The following is a 603-nucleotide window of genomic DNA, read 5'->3' as shown; positions in this document are numbered from 1 at the left end:
CCGGGCCCTGCTCGATATGCAGTTCCAGATAGGCATGGACGTTCTCCGGCCCGAGGATTTTTCGGCCCGTCCGCAGAGCCTCGGGATCGAAGCCGAGCTCGCGCATGTGGTGCTCGAGCGAAAGTCCGGTGTCGGGCCGCAGGATGGCGAGGTTGGCGGGAGGAAAGCTGCCCAGCGCACCGCGGCTGCCGGGGAAGCCGGTGAACCAGGCGCCGCCCTCCTCCGCGCGGATCGCCATGACGGTCACGTCGCGCCTTGGCGAGAAGCCGGCCTGCTTCATGCTGGCCACCACGGCCATGCCGCAGATCACGCCCGCCGCGCCGTCGTACTTGCCGCCCTGCGGCACGGAACCGAGATGGCAGCCGAGGATGATCTGCGGCAGCGTGCGGTCGCTGCCCGGCAGCGTCATGTACATGTTGCCGGCGTAGTCGACCTTGATCTCCAGGCCGAGCTGTTCCGCCTCCGCGCGCACCAGCGCATGGGCGATCTCCTCGCCGCGGCCATAGGCCTCGCGGGTGACGCCGACGCCGTCGAAGGTCTTTGCCCTCAACACGTCGAAGAGGCGGGAGGCGAGGGCGACGTCGGGGCGGATGTTCGTGCTCA

At 69.2% G+C, this 603-nt stretch carries 1 protein-coding gene; it reads right to left on the bottom strand.

What is annotated here, in order from left to right; translation table 11 throughout:
* Positions 1–603 (bottom strand): M20/M25/M40 family metallo-hydrolase (locus tag AC1DWF_RS36330; protein ID WP_476843292.1); only part of this gene is annotated, 603 nt, incomplete at both ends.

The sequence above is a fragment of the Aminobacter sp. P4_D5 genome, from assembly GCF_056401815.1.
The sequence above is the reverse complement of the archived record's forward strand: the minus strand, read 5'-3'. Positions and strand labels throughout refer to the sequence as shown.